This window comes from Streptomyces sp. NPDC002676, from assembly GCF_053592455.1.
The window spans coordinates 207,357-226,253 of the sequence record NZ_JBSFVT010000005.1 but is presented as its reverse complement, the minus strand read 5'-3'; the positions used below and the strand labels follow the sequence as shown (position 1 = coordinate 226,253).

The 18,897-nt window shown below is 70.3% G+C and carries 18 protein-coding genes; 11 read left to right on the top strand and 7 right to left on the bottom strand.

Annotated elements, in window-relative coordinates; translation table 11 throughout:
• Positions 1-5 precede the first annotated feature (5 nt).
• Positions 6-845 carry a response regulator transcription factor gene (locus ACWD3E_RS17020; RefSeq protein WP_451388332.1) on the bottom strand — a complete coding sequence of 280 codons (840 nt, stop codon included), beginning with the start codon at positions 843-845 and terminating at the stop codon, positions 6-8.
• A 174-nt stretch (positions 846-1,019) separates the two neighbouring features.
• Here ACWD3E_RS17020 and ACWD3E_RS17015 point away from each other — a divergent pair, with 174 nt between their 5' ends.
• Together ACWD3E_RS17015 and ACWD3E_RS17010 are read left to right on the top strand one after the other, a co-directional pair.
• Positions 1,020-2,693, top strand: a complete 1,674-nt coding sequence (locus ACWD3E_RS17015; RefSeq protein WP_451388331.1) for an AMP-binding protein — start codon at positions 1,020-1,022, stop codon at positions 2,691-2,693.
• Between the two features lie 26 nt (positions 2,694-2,719).
• Positions 2,720-4,312, top strand: coding sequence for an AMP-binding protein (locus ACWD3E_RS17010; protein ID WP_451388583.1), 1,593 nt, complete (start codon positions 2,720-2,722; stop codon positions 4,310-4,312).
• Between the two features lie 78 nt (positions 4,313-4,390).
• On the opposite strand, the gene ACWD3E_RS17005 is transcribed toward ACWD3E_RS17010, so the two are convergent.
• Positions 4,391-5,158 carry a hypothetical protein gene (locus tag ACWD3E_RS17005; RefSeq protein WP_451388330.1) on the bottom strand — a complete coding sequence of 256 codons (768 nt, stop codon included), beginning with the start codon at positions 5,156-5,158 and terminating at the stop codon, positions 4,391-4,393.
• A 259-nt stretch (positions 5,159-5,417) separates the two neighbouring features.
• On the opposite strand from ACWD3E_RS17005, the gene gcl reads away from it, so the two are divergent.
• Positions 5,418-7,202, top strand: a complete 1,785-nt coding sequence (gene gcl / locus ACWD3E_RS17000) for a glyoxylate carboligase (protein WP_451388329.1) — start codon at positions 5,418-5,420, stop codon at positions 7,200-7,202.
• 275 nt (positions 7,203-7,477) lie between these two features.
• Here gcl and ACWD3E_RS16995 read toward each other — a convergent pair whose 3' ends face one another.
• The 4 genes from ACWD3E_RS16995 to ACWD3E_RS16980 form a co-directional block, all read right to left on the bottom strand.
• The gene (locus ACWD3E_RS16995; protein ID WP_451348900.1) at positions 7,478-7,711 is read right to left on the bottom strand and encodes a hypothetical protein; all 234 of its coding nucleotides are present in this window, start codon (positions 7,709-7,711) and stop codon (positions 7,478-7,480) included.
• Between the two features lie 360 nt (positions 7,712-8,071).
• Positions 8,072-9,529, bottom strand: a complete 1,458-nt coding sequence (locus ACWD3E_RS16990; RefSeq protein WP_451388328.1) for a catalase — start codon at positions 9,527-9,529, stop codon at positions 8,072-8,074.
• A 174-nt stretch (positions 9,530-9,703) separates the two neighbouring features.
• Complete coding sequence (locus ACWD3E_RS16985; protein ID WP_451388327.1) at positions 9,704-10,597, bottom strand: 2-hydroxy-3-oxopropionate reductase; 894 nt, start codon at positions 10,595-10,597, stop codon at positions 9,704-9,706.
• 41 nt (positions 10,598-10,638) lie between these two features.
• Positions 10,639-11,469, bottom strand: coding sequence for a TIM barrel protein (locus ACWD3E_RS16980; RefSeq protein ID WP_451388326.1), 831 nt, complete (start codon positions 11,467-11,469; stop codon positions 10,639-10,641).
• A gap of 170 nt (positions 11,470-11,639) precedes the next feature.
• Between ACWD3E_RS16980 and ACWD3E_RS16975 the strand changes: the two genes are divergently transcribed.
• From ACWD3E_RS16975 to ACWD3E_RS16940, 8 genes are all read left to right on the top strand, one after another.
• A complete protein-coding gene (locus ACWD3E_RS16975) occupies positions 11,640-11,891 on the top strand; it encodes a hypothetical protein (RefSeq protein WP_451388325.1) in 252 nt (83 codons plus the stop codon).
• 47 nt (positions 11,892-11,938) lie between these two features.
• Positions 11,939-12,250, top strand: a complete 312-nt coding sequence (locus tag ACWD3E_RS16970; RefSeq protein WP_451388582.1) for a helix-turn-helix domain-containing protein — start codon at positions 11,939-11,941, stop codon at positions 12,248-12,250.
• A gap of 123 nt (positions 12,251-12,373) precedes the next feature.
• Positions 12,374-12,886 carry a 2-oxo-4-hydroxy-4-carboxy-5-ureidoimidazoline decarboxylase gene (uraD, locus tag ACWD3E_RS16965; protein WP_451388324.1) on the top strand — a complete coding sequence of 171 codons (513 nt, stop codon included), beginning with the start codon at positions 12,374-12,376 and terminating at the stop codon, positions 12,884-12,886.
• Positions 12,887-12,890: 4 nt separating this feature from the next.
• Positions 12,891-13,289, top strand: coding sequence for a hydroxyisourate hydrolase (gene uraH, locus ACWD3E_RS16960; protein ID WP_451388323.1), 399 nt, complete (start codon positions 12,891-12,893; stop codon positions 13,287-13,289).
• Positions 13,290-13,296: 7 nt separating this feature from the next.
• Complete coding sequence (gene pucL, locus ACWD3E_RS16955; protein ID WP_451388322.1) at positions 13,297-14,220, top strand: factor-independent urate hydroxylase; 924 nt, start codon at positions 13,297-13,299, stop codon at positions 14,218-14,220.
• A 127-nt stretch (positions 14,221-14,347) separates the two neighbouring features.
• Positions 14,348-15,727 (top strand): 8-oxoguanine deaminase, encoded by a 1,380-nt coding sequence (locus tag ACWD3E_RS16950; RefSeq protein ID WP_451388321.1) that lies wholly within the window; start codon positions 14,348-14,350, stop codon positions 15,725-15,727.
• Between the two features lie 290 nt (positions 15,728-16,017).
• Positions 16,018-17,343 (top strand): nucleobase:cation symporter-2 family protein, encoded by a 1,326-nt coding sequence (locus ACWD3E_RS16945; protein WP_451388581.1) that lies wholly within the window; start codon positions 16,018-16,020, stop codon positions 17,341-17,343.
• Between the two features lie 77 nt (positions 17,344-17,420).
• Complete coding sequence (locus ACWD3E_RS16940) at positions 17,421-18,041, top strand: TMEM175 family protein (RefSeq protein ID WP_451388320.1); 621 nt, start codon at positions 17,421-17,423, stop codon at positions 18,039-18,041.
• A 1-nt stretch (position 18,042) separates the two neighbouring features.
• On the opposite strand, the gene ACWD3E_RS16935 is transcribed toward ACWD3E_RS16940, so the two are convergent.
• The gene (locus ACWD3E_RS16935; protein ID WP_451388319.1) at positions 18,043-18,846 is read right to left on the bottom strand and encodes a helix-turn-helix domain-containing protein; all 804 of its coding nucleotides are present in this window, start codon (positions 18,844-18,846) and stop codon (positions 18,043-18,045) included.
• Between the last annotated feature and the right edge of the window lie 51 nt (positions 18,847-18,897).

Genomic DNA, 18,897 nt, shown 5'->3' with positions numbered 1-18,897 from the left:
GGACCTCACGGCAGCAGCCCCGCCCTGCGGGCCGCGGTCACAGCCTCCCCTCGTGTGTGCGCGCCCAGCTTCCGCATCGCCGAACGCAGATACCCCTTGACCGTCTCCGGGCGCAGCCCCAGCCGCTCGGCCACCCCCGCGTTGGTCACGCCCGCCGCCACCCAGGACAGCACGTCCAGCTCCCGCGGGGCCAGAGTCGTACCGGCCCGGGCCGGGGCCGTTTCGGCCAGCAGCCCGCACGCGGCGAGCAGTTCGGCCCGCAGCTGCGGGTCGGTGATCCGGGGCGCGAGCGAGCGCAGCGCCGCGTGCGCCTCACGCACCTGCTCCCAGGCCGCGCCCCCGCCCCGGGCCGCGTCGGCGGGCTCCGGACGGGCCGCCGCCAGCAACTCCCGTGCCTCGTCCCGCAGCACCAGCGCCTGTTCCACGTCCCGCGCCGCCGCCACCGCGGCGCCCAGTGTCCGGTCGCCGAGCGGCTGGGCGGTGCGCAGCGCGCCGTAGAGCACTCCGCGCACCCGGCGCCGCACCACCACGGGCACCGCGACCACCGAGCGGATGCCCTCCGCGGCCACCGGCACGTCGTACTCGTGGCTGATGTGCCGGGCACTGGAGTAGTCCGTCACCGCGCACGGCCGCGCGAGCGCCACCGCCTTGCCGCCGAGCCCGTTGCCGGAGGACACGGCGAGCGAGCTGAGGGAGGTGGTGTGGTTGCCGCTCAGTTCGCTGATCCGGATCCGCTCCCGGCCGTACTCGACCAGCCCCCCGAACGCGACGGGCAGTCCGGTGGCGCGTCGCAGCCGGGCGAGCGCACCGCGTATCTCTGACGCCGCCACGGTCTCTGCTGCCAACTCATCGCTCCTTCGGCGCGGTCCACCCCCGTTCGGGGGTAGTGAGACCTGTATCACGGATTAGACGATGCCAGAGAGCCGCCCGGCAATGGTCGGGATCAGGGCAGTGAGCCGAAAGGGCGCGGTCGGGCGCGCCCCGCCGGCGGACGGCCCGAAGAAGGAGGAGGACGACCGATGACGACGGCCACGGAACAGTTCCGCAGCGCCCGGGACTTCCTGCTGGAACACCGCGAGGACTACGCGACCGCCTACGACGGCTTCTCCTGGCCGCGCCCCGAGCGGTTCAACTGGGCGCTGGACTGGTTCGATTCGATCGCCGCCGGCAACGACCGGACCGCCCTGCACATCGTCGAGGAGGACGGCACCGAGACCCGGCTGACCTTCGCGGAGCTGGCCGAGCGCTCGAACCGGGTCGCGAACCACCTGCGCGCGCGGGGAGTCGCCGCCGAGGACCGCATCCTCGTCATGCTCGGCAACCAGGCCGAGCTGTGGGAGACCGCGCTGGCCGCGATGAAGCTGCGCGCCGTCGTCATTCCGGCCACCCCGCTGCTAGGCCCCGCCGACCTCACGGACCGCGTCGAGCGGGGCCGGGTCAAGCACGTGATCGTCCGGGCCGAGGACGCGGCCAAGTTCGCCGACGTGCCCGGCGCCTACACCCGCATCGCGGTCGGCGGAACGCCGGAGCAGGGCTGGGAGGCGTACGAGGACGCGTACGCGGCGCCCGCCGAGTTCGCCCCCGACGGCCCGACCCTCGCCGACGACCCGCTGATGCTGTACTTCACCTCCGGGACGACCGCCCGGCCCAAGCTGGTCGAGCACACCCACACCTCGTACCCGGTGGGCCACCTGTCCACCATGTACTGGATCGGCCTCAAGTCCGGCGACGTGCACCTGAACATCTCCTCGCCCGGCTGGGCCAAGCACGCCTGGTCCAACCTGTTCGCCCCGTGGAACGCGGAGGCGACCGTCTTCATCTTCAACTACACACGGTTCGACGCGGCCCGCCTGATGGCCGAGATGGACCGGGCCGGGGTGACCACCTTCTGCGCCCCGCCGACCGTGTGGCGCATGCTCATCCAGGCCGACCTCGGCCAGCTCGCCACCCCGCCCCGCGAGGCCGTCGCCGCCGGAGAACCGCTCAACCCCGAGGTCATCGAGCAGGTCCGGCGGGCCTGGGGCGTCACCATCCGGGACGGCTTCGGGCAGACCGAGACCGCCGTGCAGGTCTCCAACAGCCCCGGCCAGCAGCTGAAGACCGGCTCGATGGGCCGGCCCAGCCCCGGCTTCCGGGTGGAGCTGCTGGACCCGGTATCCGGAGCCCCCGGCGCCACCGAGGGCGAGATCGCCCTCGACCTGTCCGAGCGCCCGGTCGGCCTGATGACCGGCTACCACGGCGACCCCGACCGCACGGCTCAGGCCATGGCCGGCGGCTACTACCGGACCGGGGACATCGCCTCCCGCGACGAGGACGGATACCTGACCTACGTCGGCCGCGCCGACGACGTCTTCAAGGCCTCGGACTACAAGATCAGTCCGTTCGAGCTGGAGAGCGCGCTGCTGGAGCACGAGGCCGTGGCCGAGGCGGCCGTCGTCCCCGCACCGGACGAGCTGCGGCTGGCCGTGCCCAAGGCGTACGTCGTCCTCGCCGAGGGCTGGGAGCCCGGCCCCGACACCGCGAAGGTCATCTTCGAGCACTCCCGCGACGTGCTCGCGCCCTACAAGCGCCTGCGCAGGCTGGAGTTCGGCGCGCTGCCCAAGACCGTCTCCGGCAAGATCCGCCGGATCGAACTGCGCGAGGCGACCGCCGCGGGCTCCGCGGACGAGTACCGCGAGGAGGACTTCCGGTGACGCAGGAACGGGTGACTTCCGAGCCGGTGACCTCGGAGCTGTCGTACACGCACGGGACGGGCGCCACCGCGCTGCTCGGTGACACGATCGGCGCCAACCTCGACCGGGCCGTGGCCGCCTGGCCCGACCGTGAGGCCCTGGTCGACGTCCCCTCCGGGCGGCGCTGGACGTACGCCCGGTTCGCCGCGGACGTCGAGGAGTTGGCGCAGGCCCTGGTCGCCAGTGGCGTCACCAAGGGCGACCGGGTGGGCATCTGGGCGATCAACTGCCCGGAGTGGGTTCTGGTGCAGTACGCCACCGCCCGCATCGGCGCGATCATGGTCAACATCAACCCGGCCTACCGCACCCACGAGGTCGAGTACGTCCTGGGCCAGGCCGGAATCTCCCTCCTGTTCGCCTCGCTGAGTCACAAGACGAGCGACTACCGGGCCATGGTCGACGAAGTGCGCGGCAACTGCCACGAGTTGCGCGAGGTCGTGTACATCGGCGACCCGAGCTGGGAGGCGCTGCTGGCGCGCGGGACCGGCGACGCCGTCTACGAGCAGCTGTCCTGCGACGACCCCATCAACATCCAGTACACCTCGGGCACGACCGGCTTCCCGAAGGGCGCCACGCTCTCCCACCACAACATCCTCAACAACGGTTACTTCGTCGGGGAGTTGATTGCCTATACCGAGCAGGACCGGGTCTGCATCCCGGTGCCCTTCTACCACTGCTTCGGCATGGTGATGGGCAACCTGGCGGCGACCTCGCACGGCGCCTGCATGGTCATCCCGGCGCCGTCCTTCGACCCGAAGGCCACGCTGGAGGCGGTCCAGCAGGAGCGGTGCACCTCCCTGTACGGCGTCCCGACCATGTTCATCGCGGAGCTGAACCTCCCCGAGTTCGCGACGTACGACCTCTCCACGCTGCGCACCGGCATCATGGCGGGCTCGCCGTGCCCGGTGGAGGTGATGAAGCGGGTGGTGGCCGAGATGCACATGGAGCAGGTGTCCATCTGTTACGGCATGACCGAGACCTCTCCGGTCTCGCTGCAGACCCGCATGGACGACGACCTGGAGCACCGCACCGGAACCGTCGGCCGTGTGCTGCCCCACCTCGAGGTCAAGATCGTGGATCCGGCCACGGGGGTGACCCAACCGCGGGGCATGGCCGGGGAGTTGTGCACCCGCGGCTACAGCGTGATGCTCGGCTACTGGAACGAGCCCGAGAAGACCGCCGAGGCCGTCGACGCGGGGCGCTGGATGCACAGCGGGGACCTCGCGGTGATGCAGGAGGACGGGTACGTCGGGATCGTCGGCCGGATCAAGGACATGATCATCCGGGGCGGGGAGAACGTCTACCCGCGCGAGATCGAGGAGTTCCTCTACGCCCACCCGAAGATCAGGGACGTCCAGGTGGTCGGGGTGCCGCACGAGACGTACGGCGAGGAGGTCCTGGCCTGCGTCATCCCGCAGGATCCGGCCGACCCGCTGACCCTGGACGAGCTGCGCGGCTACTGCCGTGGCAGGCTCGCGCACTACAAGATCCCCAGCCGCCTGCAGATCCTCGACGCCTTCCCGATGACCGTGTCCGGAAAGGTGCGCAAGATCGAGCTGCGGGAGCGGTACGGGGTGTGAGTCTTCCGGTGCCGAGCACGGACGGGGGTCGCGCTCGGCACCGGAACCTGTTCATGCCGGCCCGGGGCCGGGGAGCCGTCAGGTGCTCGTCCGCCCGTCGCGGGTCCGGGTTCCCGGCCGGCTCGTGCCCGCGCCCGTCGCGTGCAGGGTGCGGGCGGCCTCGTTCACCGGGTGCGGGGTGCCTGTGGGGGCGAGGACGAACAGCGCGATGCCCAGCGCGGAGGCGCGCACGCGGGCCTCGTCCGTGTAACCCCCGAGGGAGAAGTACACGCAGTCCGCGGACTCCGTCATCGCCGTCAGCCACAGGCACTCCACGTCCCGCGGCGCGGCCGGGCGCACGGTCGGATCGACCTGCGCGAGCAGTCCGCGCGCGGCGAGCCCGATGCCGCTGGGAGGCCGCTGGTCGGCCCGCCGGACGTCGCGGTAGCCGAGCCACCCGAGGTAGAGCACGGCGGCGGTGACGGCGTCCCGCGCGGTGCGGACGCGGTGCGGCTGGAAGCCGGGAGGGTTGCCGGGGACGTCCCCCGCAGCGTCCGGTGCCGCCGACCGGCCGGGCTTCGGCTGCGGCTTCGTCTTCGGTGAGCTCTGGGTGATGACCGCGAGGCGCAGCACCGTGCCACAGGGGCAGCCCAGCTCGGGGTGGGGCCACTGGTTGACGCGCCCGCAGGAGGCGCAGGGCGCGGTGACCCACTCGTCCTCCCAGGACGGGTGTGCCCGCACGGCCGGGCCGGTGGCCGGATCCAGCCGTGGGCCGGCGGGGGTGCCACAGGTGCACGGATATGCAGGCGCGAGGTAGACGTGCTCGCGCCTGCAGGCCGGACAGCGCACCGGCACGCTCTCGGGCATGGCCACTCCAAGGCGTCGCGTCACAACTGTGGCGTCGGGCCGCCGCACCGGACGGCGGCATCCCATCGTCCTCCTGCCGTGCCCCGTCTGTCCGGAACTTGCCCACTCTTGACGCCGTTCGCCCGTCCCCCTAGATTGATTTCAGATAGCAGAAGTTAAGTTCCGCATTGCGGAAATTGTAGACGTCGAACACTGGAGACTGTGCTCACCGCGGGGCGCGACGGGAGTACGCATCCGACAGCCGAAGCAGGAGTACTCAATGGCTCGTATGACCGCTGCCCGCGCGGCAGTTGAGATCCTCAAGCGCGAGGGCGTCACCGACGCCTTCGGTGTGCCGGGCGCGGCCATCAACCCGTTCTACGCGGCCCTCAAGGCCTCCGGCGGCATCACGCACACCCTCGCCCGCCATGTCGAGGGCGCCTCCCACATGGCCGAGGGCTACACCCGTACCCACGCCGGCAACATCGGTGTCTGCATCGGCACCTCCGGCCCCGCCGGCACCGACATGATCACCGGCCTGTACTCGGCCATCGGTGACTCCATTCCGATCCTGTGCATCACGGGCCAGGCCCCGACCGCCGTGATCCACAAGGAGGACTTCCAGGCCGTCGACATCGCCTCGATCGCCAAGCCGGTCACCAAGATGGCGGTCACCGTCCTGGAGGCCGCCCAGGTCCCCGGCGTCTTCCAGCAGGCCTTCCACCTGATGCGCTCCGGCCGCCCCGGCCCGGTCCTCGTCGACCTGCCGATCGACGTGCAGCTCACCGAGATCGAGTTCGACCCGGAGACGTACGAGCCGCTGCCGGTCTACAAGCCCGTCGCGAGCCGCGCCCAGATCGAGAAGGCGATCGGCCTCCTCAACGAGTCCGAGCGCCCTTTGATCGTCGCGGGCGGCGGTGTCATCAACGCCGACGCCGCCGGCCTCCTCGTCGAGTTCGCCGAGCTGACCGGCACCCCGGTCGTCCCGACCCTGATGGGCTGGGGCGTCATCCCGGACGACCACGAGCTGAACGCCGGCATGGTCGGCCTGCAGACCTCGCACCGCTACGGCAACGCGACCTTCCTGGAGTCCGACTTCGTCCTCGGCATCGGCAACCGCTGGGCCAACCGCCACACCGGCAAGCTGGACGTCTACACCGCCGGCCGGAAGTTCGTCCACGTCGACGTCGAGCCGACCCAGATCGGCAAGATCTTCGCCCCGGACTACGGCATCGCCTCCGACGCGAAGGCGGCGCTGGAGCTGTTCGTCGAGGTGGCGAAGGAGCTGAAGGCGGCCGGCAGGCTGCCCGACCGCGGCGCCTGGGCGGCCTCGGCGCAGGAGAAGAAGGCCTCCCTCCAGCGCCGTACGCACTTCGACAACATCCCGATCAAGCCGCAGCGCGTGTACGAGGAGATGAACAAGGCCTTCGGCCCTCAGACCCGGTACGTCTCCACCATCGGCCTCTCCCAGATCGCCGGCGCGCAGATGCTGCACGTCTTCAAGCCGCGGCACTGGATCAACTGCGGCCAGGCGGGCCCCCTCGGCTGGACCGTCCCGGCCGCGCTGGGTGTGGCCAAGGCCGACCCGGAGGCGTCCGTCGTCGCCCTCTCCGGCGACTACGACTTCCAGTTCATGATCGAGGAACTGGCCGTCGGTGCCCAGCACAAGATCCCCTACGTCCACGTCCTGGTGAACAACTCCTACCTGGGCCTGATCCGCCAGGCGCAGCGGGCGTTCGACATCGACTTCCAGGTCAAGCTGGAGTTCGAGAACATCAACTCGCCCGAGCTGGGCGTCTACGGCGTCGACCACGTGAAGGTCGCGGAGGGCCTGGGCTGCAAGGCGATCCGCGTCACCGACCCGAACGAGCTCGGTGCCGCCCTGGAGGAGGCCAAGAAGCTCGCGGCCGAGTTCCAGGTCCCGGTCGTCGTCGAGGCGATCCTGGAGCGGGTCACCAACATCTCGATGTCCGGCACCAACGACATCAGCGACGTGGTCGAGTTCGAGGAGCTCGCCACGGAGCCCGGCCACGCTCCGACGGCGATCAGGACGCTGAAGGTCTGACGCCCACGACGCGGGTCCGACACGTACGACAGCCACGAGGGGCGGTCCGTCCGACGGGATGGACCGCCCCTCTCGCATGCCCGGCACCACGGGCAGAGCTGTGCTGCGCGGGGCCCGCCGCCCCCGTGCCGGCGGGTCCCGCGTGCCGCTACTGTGCCCGGCCGCGGGGCCCGCCCGCGCCTCCATCGCGTGTGTTCAGAGCTTGATTTGAGGCTTGCGTAGCCGCCGTACGACCGCTGCTGTACGTGCGGCTCTCCTGCACCTCTTGTATGTGACTACACCTCGTGTTCCGACAGGCCCGGCCAGTCGTCCGGCCCGCCGCCCTGCCACTCGATGAGGTCGCTCTCCTCGACCTCGATCCGGTCCAGGTCGGCCAGCCGCAGGATCTCCACGACGTCGTCCAGGTGGGAGGCGATCCCCAGGACCACGTCTCCCTCGGTGACGCGCCGGGAGCCGTCCAGGGCCGGGGCATGGACCACGATGTGCGGATACTGCGTCGGATTGCCCATGTCTTCAGCGTGCTGCGGACGGGACGGATACGCACCCCGAGCCCTGACACCCCGGGCAACGCAAAAGCGCCCCCCTGGACAGGGGAGCGCTGCGCACTGCGTGGTGACTGTGGTGACCGCCCGACGGCGCGAGGCTGGGCGCGACAGGACATTCGCGCCGCCGGGCGGAGTCTCGTTCCGGCTGGGACCGCGGCGGTTGCGACGGACCCGGGCGCTCCTTCCCTCAGGTCGAGAAGGAGGCCCCGGACCTTCACCACCGCACTGGCTCACAAGCCGCCGCGGTCCTCGCCCCACCCGCGAGCTGTTCCGGCCGGCCACCCCTCATCCGGGCCGCCCGGCTGCCACGGGTCGTCTGCGGCCTCAGTCCTCGCGCAGGGCGCGGACCGCCTCCTCCACGCGCTTGCCGTAGTCCGGGTCGGCGGCGTGGAAGTGGGCCAGGTTCTTCTCGATCACGTCGTCGCGGGAGACCTGCGAGAGGCTGCCGGCGATGTTCGCGACGAGGCGGGACTTCTCCTCCTGCGACATCAGGCGGTACAGCTCGCCCGCCTGGAAGAAGTCGTCGTCCTTGGTGTGCAGGGGCGCCTCGTGGTTGCCCGTGTGGCCGAAGACGGCCAGCGGGGCCGACAGCGGGCGGCCGGTCTCCACCGGGCCGTCGTACGAGTTCGGCTCGTAGTTCTTGGCACCGCGGCCCTGCGCGTTGGCCGCCATGAAGCCGTCGCGGCCGTAGTTCTGCGCGGTCGTCGCCTTCGGGGCGTTGACGGCCAGCAGCGTGTGGTTGACGCCCAGGCGGTAGCGGTGGGCGTCCGCGTAGGCGAACAGGCGCCCCTGGAGCATCTTGTCGGGGGAGGGCCCGATGCCCGGGACGAAGTTGTTCGGGGAGAACGCGGCCTGCTCGACCTCGGCGAAGACGTTGTCCGGGTTGCGGTCCAGTACCAGGCGGCCCACCCGCTGCAGCGGGTAGTCCTTGTGCGGCCACACCTTCGTCAGGTCGAACGGGTTGAAGCGGTACTCCGCCGCCTCGGCCGCCGGCATGATCTGGACGTGCAGGGTCCAGGACGGGTTCACGCCCCGCTCGATCGCCTGGAGCAGGTCCGTCTGGTGGGAGTTGGGGTCCTTGCCCGCGAGCTCCGCGGCCTGCTCGCTGCTCAGGGAGCGGATGCCCTGGTTCGTCTTGAAGTGGTACTTGACGAAGAAGGCCTCGCCCTCGGCGTTCGTCCACTGGTAGGTGTGCGAGCCGTAGCCGTTCATGTGGCGGTACGACGCCGGGATGCCGCGGTCGCCCATCAGCCAGGTCACCTGATGCGTGGCCTCGGGGGCGTGCGCCCAGAAGTCCCAGACGTTGTCCGGCTCCTGCTTGCCGGTGAACGGGTCGCGCTTCTGCGAGTGGATGAAGTCCGGAAACTTGATCGGGTCCTTGATGAAGAACACCGGGGTGTTGTTCCCGACGAGGTCGTAATTGCCCTCTGCGGTGTAGAACTTGACGGCGAAACCGCGCGGGTCGCGCACCGCGTCCGCGCCGCCGAGGGAGTCGGCGACCGTGGAGAAGCGCACGAACACCTCCGTGCGCTTGCCGATCTCGCTCAGGAAGTCGGCGTGGGTGAAGCCGGTGACGTCGTCGGTCACCTCGAAGTGGCCGTAGGCGCCCGAGCCACGGGCGTGCACCACGCGCTCCGGGATGCGCTCGCGGTTGAAGCGCGCGAGCTTCTCCAGGAGGTGCTGGTCCTGGAGGAGGAGCGGGCCGCCGACGCCGGCGGAGGCTGAGTTCTGGTTGTCGGCGACCGGGGCGCCGGACTCTGTCGTGAGCACGCGCTTCGACATCGTGGACCTTCCGTGCGGGTGGCAGCGGAAACCTGTTTCCGCTTTGTGGAGCCTAGAAGTGGGGCGATCTGAACGTCAACAGTTTGTTGAAGCTGATTCCGGGCCGCGGTGACGCCTGGGCGCGACAGGACAGGTGTCGGCGGCACCGCGGCCCGGAAGACTGAAGGGAGGCGGTCAGACCTGGGCGCCGGAGAGGCGCTCCACGGCACGCAGCAGGGCCGAGTGGTCCAGGCCGCCGTCACCCTGGGCGCGCAGCGAGGCGACCAGCTGGGCGACCACGGCGCCGACCGGCAGGGCGGCACCGACGTTGCGGGCGGCGTCGGTGACGATGCCCATGTCCTTGTGGTGCAGGTCGATGCGGAAACCGGGCTTGAAGTCGCGGCCCAGGAAGTTGTCCTTCTTCCGCGTGAGCACGGTCGAGCCCGCCAGGCCGCCGTTGAGAACGTCCAGCGCAGCGGTCAGGTCCACGCCGGACTTCTCCAGGAAGACCACGGCCTCGGCGCACGCCTGGATGTTCACGGCGACGATCAGCTGGTTGGCCGCCTTCACGGTCTGGCCGGAGCCGTGCGGGCCGCACAGCACGATGGTCTTGCCGAGCGCCTCGAAGATGGGCTTGGCGATGTCGAAGTCGGCCCGCTCGCCGCCGACCATGATCGAGAGCACGGCCTCGATGGCGCCGGCCTCACCGCCGGAGACGGGGGCGTCGAGGACGCGGATGCCCTTCTCCTTGGCGGCCTTCGCCAGGTCGACGGAGGTCTGCGGGGTGATCGAGGACATGTCGATCAGCAGGGCGCCCGGCCTGGCGTTCTCCAGGATGCCGTCGGGGCCGTAGGAGATGGCCTCGACCTGAGGCGACGCGGGCACCATGGTGATCACCACGTCGGCGTCGCGCACGGCCTCGGTGATCGAGGGGGCCGCGGTGCCGCCCGCGGCGGCCAGCCGGTCCAGCTTGTCCTGCTCCAGGGTGAAGCCGGTGACCTGGTAACCCGCCTTGATCAGGTTCTCGGACATGGGGGAGCCCATGATGCCGAGGCCGATCCACGCGACCTTGGGGAGGGTGTTGCTCATGATGTGGATGCCTCTCTAACTGCTCTGCAAAGTGGGGGAGTTCAGCGCGCTTCGCGCGGGAGCCAGTCGAAGGCCTCGGCGCTCGGGCGGTCGCCCGGCTTGTACTCCAGGCCCACCCAGCCGTCGTAACCGGCCTTCTTCAGCTGGTCGAGCAGCTCCTCCAGCGGGAGCGAACCCGTTCCGGGGGCGCCGCGGCCCGGGTTGTCGGCGATCTGCACGTGGCCGGTCTTCGGCGCGTACTGCTCGATGACCGACGGCAGGTCCTCGTCGTTCATGGACAGGTGGTAGAGGTCCATGAGGAACTTCGCGTTCCCGAGGCCCGTCGCCGCGTTGACCTTGTCCACGATCTCGATCGCCTCGGGCGCGCTCACGATCGGGCATTTCGGCGACTCGGGCCGGTTCAGGGCCTCGATCAGGATGATCGCGCCGACCCGGTCGGCCGCGCGGGCCGCGAGGACGAGGTTCTCCAGGGCGAGCGCGTCCTGCTCGGCGGGGTCCACGCCGTCGACGCGGTTGCCGTAGAGCGCGTTGAGCGCCTTGCAGCCGAGGGAGGCGGCGAAGTCCGCGGCCACGTCGATGTTGGCGCGGAACCTCTCCGACTCCTCACCGGGGATCGACAGGGCGCCGCGGTCCGGGCCCGGCAGCTGTCCGGCGTAGAAGTTCAGCCCCGTGAGCTGGACGCCCGCGTCCTCGATCGCCTTCTTCAGGGCGTCGAGTTCGGACTGCTCGGGGGTGGGGGCGTCGACCCAGGGCCACCACAGCTCGACCGCCTTGAAGCCCGCCGCGGCGGCAGCCGCGGGGCGCTCCAGGAGCGGGAGTTCCGTGAAGAGGATCGACAGGTTGACGTTGAAGCGCTGGTCTGCAAATCCCATTCGGGCCGCGCTCCCTTCCGTGGTTGAGATTCCATATTGCGGAAGTTCGTTTCTGCTTAATGGAAGATTGCCGCCGCGTGTCGCCGCTTGTCAAGGGGGTCCGGCTGCCGGGACGGCCCCGGCCCCGGCGGGGCTGCCCGAAAATCCGTGCCGCGCGTTAGGTTGTGCGCGTGCGATTGAGAGTGGAGTTCACGACCGAGCCCTTCGACCTCGACGAGGCGCCCGCGCACGCCCTGGTGGCGCGGCAGGTCATCGAGGCGGCCGAGCTGGACGCCGTCGACGTCGGCCCGTTCGGCAACACGGCCGAAGGGGGCGCCGACAGCGTGCTCACGGCCGTGGACGCGCTGCTGCGCAGGGCCCTGGAGGCCGGTGCGACCCGGGTCTCGCTCCAGGTCAACGTGATCGGGGAGGGGGACCGGTGACCGGGGACGAGCCCTTCATCGCGGCCGTGAAGCCGCTGGTCGACGCCATGGGCGGGGAATTGCTCCCGCCGGACGAGGCCGGCCCCGAGGACGTCGTCCTCGCCTGGGAGGGCGCCGACGTCGTCGCCGTACGCCTGCCCCAGCTCGCCGACTCCCTCGACCACATCCTGGCCGCCATGGAGCGCCGGCAGGGCAGGCCGCTGGCCGATCTGGACCGCAAGGCCAAGCAGGAGGTCGTACGGATACTGGAGGCGCGCGGCGCCTTCGCCGTGCGGCACGGGGTGGAGACCGTGGCGAGCGCGCTGGGCGTCAGCCGCTTCACCGTCTACAACTACCTCAACCGGGAGAAGGGCGCCTGAGCACAACGGGGTCCTTACTTGTTACGCGGATTTTTCAACAAAGTGTTGACGTGAGGTTTCCGGGGGCGTTAGCTATCGGCAGCCCGTTCAGCACGAAGGCCGTTGCCGGCCACGGAGGCTCCCGTGACTACGACTTCCACGCCCCCGGGCCTGGCCCGGTTCAACGACCTGGAGGAGCACGCGGCGCTGGCCGCCCTCCACGAGGCGTGCGCCTCCACCGAGTGGGCCCGGCGACTGTCCGCCGCCCGCCCCTACGCCACCGTCGAGGCCCTCTACGCCGCCAGTGACGCCGCCATGGCCGAGCTGACCACGGCCGGCCTCGAAGAGGCGATGGCCGGACACCCCCCGATCGGGCGCCCCAAGCCCGGCGACCCGACCTCCGCCCGCGAGCAGCGCGGCATGGCCGGCGCCTCCGAGGAGCTCAAGGCGCAGATGCTCGAACTGAACCTGGCCTACCAGGAGAAGTTCGGCCACGTCTTCCTCATCTGCGCCACCGGCCGGACCGGCGAACAGATGCGGGACGCGGTCAAGGAGCGGATCGGCAACGCGCCGGAGCAGGAGCGGGAGATCGTCCGCACCGAGCTGGGCAAGATCAACCGCATCCGACTGGCCCGACTCGTCGAAGAGGACGCCTGACACCATGAGCACCAGCACCACCGCCTCCGTGTCCACGCACATCCTGGACACCTCCGTCGGCCGCCCCGCCGAGGGCGTCGCCGTCCAGCTCGCGGCCCGCAGCGGCCGTGACGCGAGCTGGCAGGCGCTCGGCGGCTCCGCGACCGACGCCGACGGCCGGTGCAAGGACCTGCCGGCGCTGCCGGCGGGGACCACCCACGTGCGGCTCGACTTCGCCGTCGAACCGTACTTCGAGAAGAAGCAAGCCGATGCGCAGCAGGACGCCCCCGCGAATCGGGACAGCGGTGCGCCGTCCGTGTTCTTCCCGGAGGTGGCGATCACGTTCGCCGTCGTGCCGGGCGAGCACTACCACGTACCGCTGCTGCTCAACCCGTTCGGCTACTCCGTTTACCGAGGGAGCTAGCAGAAACATGCCCACGATCCTGGGACAGAACCAGTACGGCAAGGCCGAGAACCGAGTCGTAAAGATCACGCGGGACGGCGCCACCCACCACATCAAGGACCTCAACGTCTCCGTCGCCCTGAGCGGTGACATGTCGGAGGTCCACTACTCCGGCTCCAACGCCAACTGCCTGCCGACCGACACCACCAAGAACACGGTGTACGCGTTCGCCAAGGAGTACGGCATCGAGTCCGCCGAGCAGTTCGGCATCCACCTCGCCCGCCACTTCGTCACCTCGCAGGAGCCGATCCACCGGGCCCGGATCCGCATCGAGGAGTACGCCTGGGAGCGGATCGAGACCTCCGACGCCAACTCCAAGTTCATCGGAGCGGACGAGGTCAAGCACTCCTTCGTGCGCAAGGGCCAGGAGACCCGCCTCACCCAGATCACCTTCGACGGCGATGAGTGGGAGGTCATCTCCGGCCTGAAGGACCTGGTCGTGATGAACTCGACGAACTCCGAGTTCTGGGGCTACGTCAAGGACAAGTACACGACCCTCCAGGAGGCGTACGACCGCATCCTGGCCACCCAGGTCTCCGGCCGCTGGCGGTTCAACTGGACCGACGACGAGCAGAAGATGCCCAACTGGGAGAAGTCCTACGAGCAGGTCAAGAAGCACATGCTCCAGGCCTTCGCCGAGACGTACTCCCTCTCGCTGCAGCAGACGCTGTACCAGATGGGCGCGCGCATCATCAACAACCGCAGCGAGATCGACGAGGTCCGCTTCTCGCTGCCGAACAAGCACCACTTCCTGGTCGACCTGGAGCCCTTCGGGCTGAAGAACGACAACGAGGTGTACTTCGCCGCCGACCGGCCCTACGGCCTGATCGAGGCGACCATCCTCCGGGACGGCTGCGAGCCGAAGATCCCGGTGGACCTCACCAACCTCTGACCTACCTGAACCTCGGCACCCGTGACCGGGGAGACGCGCCCTTCCGCCTCCCCGGTCACGGCACTCAAAACTTCTAGGGTCCTGCCGTGCCCTCCCACTTCAGTCCACTGAGCGAAAAGGACGAATCATGGCAGCAGCTCAGCGCATCGTCATCGAGAACTGTTCGATCGCAACCGTCGACGCCGACGACACCGAGTTCGCCTCCGGGTACGTCGTCATCGCCGGCAACCGCATCGAGGCGGTCGGCGCGGGCAAGGCCCCCGAGGGCCTGGAGAACGTCGTACGGCGCATCGACGCCACCGGGCACCTCGTGACCCCCGGCCTGGTCAACACCCACCACCACTTCTACCAGTGGATCACCCGGGGCCTGGCCACGGACCACAACCTCTTCAACTGGCTCGTCGCGCTCTACCCCACGTGGGCGCGTATCGACGAGCCGATGGTGTACGCGGCGGCCCAGGGCTCGCTCGCGATGATGGCCCGCGGCGGCGTCACCACCGCCATGGACCACCACTACGTCTACCCGCAGGGCTCCGGTGACCTGTCCGGCGCGATCATCCGCGCCGCCCGCGAGACGGGTGTCCGCTTCACCCTGGCCCGCGGCTCCATGGACCGCAGCGAGAAGGACGGCGGACTGCCGCCGGACTTCGCCGTCGAGACCCTGGACGGTGCGCTCGCCGCGACCGAGGCGACGGTCAAGGAGCACCACGACGCCTCCTTCGACGCGATGACCCAGGTCGCCGTCGCCCCCTGCTCACCGTTCTCCGTCTCCACCGAACTCCTGCGTGAGGGTGCCGAGTTGGCCCGCCGCCTCGGCGTACGGCTGCACACCCACGGCTCCGAGACGGTCGAGGAGGAGAAGTTCTGCCACGAGCTGTTCGGCATGGGCCCGACCGACTACTTCGAGTCCACCGGCTGGCTCGGCGAGGACGTGTGGATGGCGCACTGCGTCCACATGAACGACTCCGACATCGCCGCCTTCGGCCGTACGAAGACCGGTGTCGCCCACTGCCCGTCGTCCAACGCCCGCCTGGCGGCGGGTATCGCGCGGGTCCCGGACATGCTCGCCGCCGGCGTCCCGGTCGGCCTCGGCGTCGACGGCACCGCCTCCAACGAGTCCGGCGAACTCCACACCGAGCTGCGCAACGCCCTGCTCATCAACCGGCTCGGCGCCCACAAGGAGGCCGCGCTGGGCGCCCGCCAGGCCCTCAGGCTCGGCACCTACGGCGGCGCCCAGGTCCTCGGCCGCGCCGCCGAGACCGGCTCGCTGGAGGCCGGCAAGCTCGCCGACCTGGTGCTGTGGAAGCTGGACAGCCTCGCCCACGCCTCCATCGCCGACCCGGTGACCGCCCTGGTCTTCGGTGCGGCGGCCCCGGTCACCGCCTCCTTCGTGGGCGGCCGGCAGATCGTCGAGGACGGCCGCCTGCTCACCGTCGACGAGGACGCCATCGCCCGCTCCACGCGGGCCGAGGCCCAGCGCCTGGCACAGATCGCCGCCAAGGGCTGAGCCGTCTCTCGACTCCGGCCGGGAGGGACGGCTCCCGGCCGGCAGCCGTGGACCCGAGCGGGGTCCATGGCGGCCGTCTCCGGGGCGCGCGCGTGGACGCGCGCGCCCCGGAACGGTCACCGTCCCCAGGCCCCCAGGGCCTCCGGTCCCGCACGACCGCCGCGCACCACCTCCCTGAAACCCACGGCCGCTTTTCGCGCAGCCGTGCTAACCCGACCGGAGGAGCCGCCGTGTCCGCTCACCCCGTTGACGAGACCCACCCAGTCGACGAAAGACTTCCCGCCCTCAAGATGGCGACCAGCGGCCTGCAGCATGTGGCCGCCATGTACGCGGGAGTCGTCGCCCCGCCCCTGATCGTCGGCGCGGCCATCGGCCTGTCCGCCGGCGACCTCACGTTCCTGACCGGCGCCTGCCTGTTCACCGCAGGGCTCGCCACCTTCCTCCAGACCCTCGGCATCTGGAAGATCGGCGCCCGGCTGCCCTTCGTCAACGGCGTCACCTTCGCCGGCGTCGCCCCGATGACGGCGATCGTCGCCTCCGCCAAGGACAAGTCCGACGCCCTGCCGATGATCTTCGGGGCGGTGATCGTCGCGGGTCTCCTCGGCTTCCTCGCGGCCCCCTTCTTCAGCAAGGCCGTCCGCTTCTTCCCGCCGGTCGTCACCGGTACGGTCATCACGCTCATCGGCGTCTCCCTGCTCCCGGTCGCCTTCAACTGGGCCCAGGGCCCCGACCCGGCGGCGCACGACTACGGTTCGACGACCAACCTCGGCCTCGCCGGCCTCACCCTCCTCATCGTCCTGCTGCTGCGCCGCTTCACCCGCGGCTTCGTCAAGCAGATCGCCGTGCTGCTCGGCCTGATCGCGGGCACGCTGATCGCGATCCCGTTCGGCGTCACGGACTTCGGCCCGGTGGCGGACGCGAAACTGGTCGGCTTCCCGACGCCGTTCCACTTCGGCGCCCCGCAGTTCCACATAGCCGCGATCCTTTCGATGTGCGTGGTGATGGTGGTCTCGATGACCGAATCCACCGCCGACATGCTGGCGTTGGGCGAGATCGTGGAGCGCCCGGCGGACGAGAAGACCATCGCGGCGGGCCTGCGCGCCGACACCCTGGGCTCCGCCCTCAGCCCCGTCTTCAACGGCTTCATGTGCAGCGCCTTCGCGCAGAACATCGGCCTGGTCGCCATGACCCGGATCCGCAGCCGCTTCGTCGTGGCGGTCGGCGGCGGCTTCCTGGCCCTGATGGGTCTGTGCCCGGCGGCTGCCTCGCTCATCGCGGTCGTCCCGCGGCCGGTCCTCGGCGGCGCCGGCGTGGTCCTGTTCGGCTCGGTCGCCGCGAGCGGCATCCAGACCCTGGTCCGGGCCGGCCTGGAGAAGGACAACAACGTCCTGATCGTGGCCGTCTCCCTCGCGATGGGCATCATCCCGATCACCGCGCCGGACTTCTACCACACCTTCCCCGAGACGGCGAAGATCGTCCTCGACTCGGGCATCTCCACCGGCTGCGTCACCGCACTCCTGCTCAACCTGGTCTTCAACCACCTCGGCAGGGGCAGCGAGGCCGAGGACGTCACGCACCCGATGGAGTCGGGGGAGGAACTGGCAACCGCCCACTGAAGCCGCGGTACTGAACAGGCATGCGGGGTACGGAAGTCGGCGTACCCCGCACGCCTGGATGCGGCAGTCTTGGCCGCATGAACGAGTCCGGCCGTGTCGAGGCCTTCAGCGACGGCGTGTTCGCCATCGCCATCACCCTGCTCATCCTGGAGATCAAGGTGCCCAAGGTGGGCGAACACGGCGGCCTGTGGCACGCGTTGGGCGGGCAGTGGCCGTCGTACGCCGCCTATGTGGTCAGCTTCCTGGTGATCGGCATCATGTGGGTCAACCACCATCAGGTGTTCAGTTACGTCGCCCGGGTCGACCGCACGCTGATGTTCCTGAACCTGGCGCTGCTGATGGTGGTGGCCGCCATTCCCTGGCCGACGGCCATGCTCGCGGAATACCTGCGTGAGGACACGGCCTCCCACGCGGCGGCGGCCGTGTACAGCCTGGTGATGGTCGCGATGGCGCTGGCCTTCCAGTCCCTGTGGTGGCATCTCACCCGCACCGGCCACCTCTTCGACGCCCGCGTCGACGCCACGGCGGCCCGCCGGACCCGGGCGCGCTTCGCCCTCGGTTCCCTGGCCTACCCGGTGACGGTGGGTCTCGCCTTCGTCTCCGCACCCCTCACCCTCGCCGCACACGGGCTGCTCGCCCTGTACTACGGCTTCAACCAGGTAGCGGTGCCGACCCGGGCGGAGGCGGCCACGTCCTGAGTCAGGGCCGGGGGCCGAGCCCGGCCTGGCAGGGGGTGGCCGCGGGCAGCCGGCCCGTGAAGTACGAGCGTGGCGGGACGCCCATCAGGGCACGGAAGTCGGACGTCATGTGCGCCTGGTCGTAGTAGCCGGTGGCGGCGGCGAGTTCGGCCCAGGGCGCAGTCGGGGCGTGCGTGAGGACCGCGCGTACGCGGTTGATGCGGGAGTAGTGCTTGGGGGACAGGCCGACGCCCTCCGCGAAGAGGTTGCGCAAGTGACGCTCGCTGACGGCGAGTTCACGGGCGACTTCGCTGACCTGCCCCGGTATCCGGTCGGCCTGGACCGACATCGCGTCGACCCCGGCCCGTACCAGCGCGGTGCGGGTGCGGTCCGCCGACGCGGTCAGCCGTTCGGGCAGGGTGTCCGCGAGGTGGGTCACCGCCTCCTCGGCGGTCAACCACCGTAGTTCGTGGTCCAGTTGGCGTGCGGTGCGGCCCGGCAGCTCGCCGAGCGGTACGACCCTGCCCACCAGCTCGGCCGCCGGGACGCCCAGAAGGGGGCGGGCCGTGCCCGGGGCGAGGCGTAGCTCCACGCAGGAGGCGAGGACCTTGCCGTCGTGGTAGGAGGCCCGTACCCGTGGACCGACGGCGAGGACGTCGCGCTGCCCGGTCACCCCCACGCGTACGACGACCTTCGTGGCCGGGTCCGGGAGATGGGTGAACGCCGCCTCGGGCGGCCCGGCCACGGACACGGCCTCGACCCCGGTGATCCAGGGGCGCAGGACCTCGGGCAGCGAAAGGGCCTGTTCGGCACGGGAGTTCGTCACCCCTCCACCGTAGGCGAGCCGCAGGACGGGAAGACGGGCGAACCGTGCCGG